Here is a 1,782-nt window from a genome sequence, read left to right as displayed (position 1 = left end):
CCACGCACGAGCGCAGGTCTTCCTCGCACTGTGTCTTCGCCTGGTCGTCGCAATCACCAATTACGAACGCGGAGACAATCCGGGAAGCACGATCATCACGGTGTGAGAAGAGTTCTATGACACCCTCTGAGGGAGAGAATCTTGGTTGGTAAACTGGAGGCTTCCAGCCGGCGGCTTGTCGTTTGCGGTTGTGGAGCAACCGGCAAAGCTGCCAATAGTGCTCGCTCCGAGCGTCGTCAAAAACGTACGTCGATTAAGAGAGGGCATGAATATTCAAACTGTTACCGGGGCGAACTAAATCATCTGTGTAAATCGGTCCGTCGATTAGGTGTTGATGCCTTTTAATAGCCCAGTTCGAAATGTGTTAATGCCTTTTCGAGTGAGCGCACCAGCAGTGAACCCAACTACTGCCACGATGATTCCGATAATGGCGAGCACCAGCAAGCCGTCGGGCTGGATAATAGAGGCTACGCGATCGAGGAGTGGACGAGGTGAGATTTCTGTCGCCCACTCTGCCTGCATCCCGAGGAGCGAGAGGTACGTGAGTCCCCATCCAGCGACCAGTCCATTTCGACTGTATCCTGCCCAAAATGCAGCAATTCCTCCGACGATAGTCGCGTGAAGCGGAATGAAGACAACGCCGCCTGAGTGATAGAAGAACTCGAATTCGTACGCCAAGAACGTCACTCCGAAGAGACTGAGTGCCAGCCCAACCAGGTACCCCAAGCGGCGTCCAGCTTGGGCTGATCCCAGCAGCATAGCGTGGAGAGTTCCCTGGGATTTCTCCTGTCTTGGGACAGCGTTCTGCCCGCATTCGTCGCTTGTCATGGATGCTTCATGTGCAAGAGCAGACTTAAACGCGCCGCAAGCACAAAATTGGATTGAAGCAACGACACGGACCGATCGGTCCCACGTAGCAGAACATCTCTGTGCTACATACACCCGTTGTACCGGTAATGGCGTCAAAGACTGTGATAGTTGGTACAAGCTCTGCTGCAAACACGGCGTATTTCAGTCACTCGGTGGCTGAAAGAGTCCCGAGTGTTCTTACACCTGCAATGAGGGCAATCAAGCCACCGGTGACACCAATAACCGCAGGGATAGGACCACTACTGTACCCTGAGACGTTGTACGCAATGTCGGCGAGCGCAATCACGCTAACTCCGAGTAGAAACACCGCTACCAAGAGCCAGCGGCGAACAGACCGAAGCAACGCGTCTGAATTTGAGGGCATAATTAGTTGTCCCTCGATGATTGGTTTTATACCAACGAATCTGCATCGATAATGACGGTCTGTGGTAGAGCTGGAACGACTACCGACTGCTTGATGAGCACACCCTCTGCATATTGCACGGTTGCCTGACAACCTTTGGAGAGTTCGAATTTCTTGGATGAGTGTCCTCTGTTCTAATCCTCAGTCTACTCGATTGACCATGTGGTGATAATCACCACCAGAACGCGACTTACTCTGTTGTACCCGATTATAAAAAAGTGAATAGCCCTATGAGTGCCGAGGCCAGCTTTCTATCCATACATTTCGGGAAAGAAGTGAACGGACGTCAGAGAATCGCGTCTGCTGCCTTCTGTGATAGGACAGTTGAAAATTAGTAATTAAACAGAAGTCACTCCAGCGGGTCTAGCGGCCGAACGGAATCGTGCTGACCGTTGTACCTGTTTACGTGCTCCCGTACGTCTTTGTCCTCGAGGTCGTAGAGGTCAAACACCGCCTGACCGATTTTTTGCCCAAGTTCGTCAATATCACCCTCGTTCCGTGCCGAGATA

The 1,782-nt window shown here is 52.0% G+C and carries 1 protein-coding gene and 1 pseudogene; one reads left to right on the top strand and one right to left on the bottom strand.

Going from position 1 to position 1,782, the window contains the following annotated elements; all coding sequences use genetic code 11:
• Window positions 1-106 (top strand): annotated as a pseudogene (locus G9463_RS23585) (IS5/IS1182 family transposase); the annotation flags it as partial.
• A gap of 218 nt (window positions 107-324) precedes the next feature.
• Here the strand turns inward: G9463_RS23585 and G9463_RS23580 are convergent.
• Window positions 325-828, bottom strand: a complete 504-nt coding sequence (locus G9463_RS23580) for a hypothetical protein (RefSeq protein WP_165897992.1) — start codon at window positions 826-828, stop codon at window positions 325-327.
• Window positions 829-1,782: the final 954 nt, after the last annotated feature.

This window comes from Haloarcula sp. JP-Z28 (assembly GCF_011440255.1).
GTDB lineage: Archaea > Halobacteriota > Halobacteria > Halobacteriales > Haloarculaceae > Haloarcula > Haloarcula marismortui.
The sequence above is the reverse complement of the archived record's forward strand: the minus strand, read 5'-3'. Positions and strand labels throughout refer to the sequence as shown.

What these genes read in the sequence shown, in the direction of transcription:
- G9463_RS23580 (WP_165897992.1), bottom strand. Translation starts at nt 828, where the DNA reads ATGACAAGCGACGAATGCGGGCAGAACGCTGTCCCAAGACAGGAGAAA.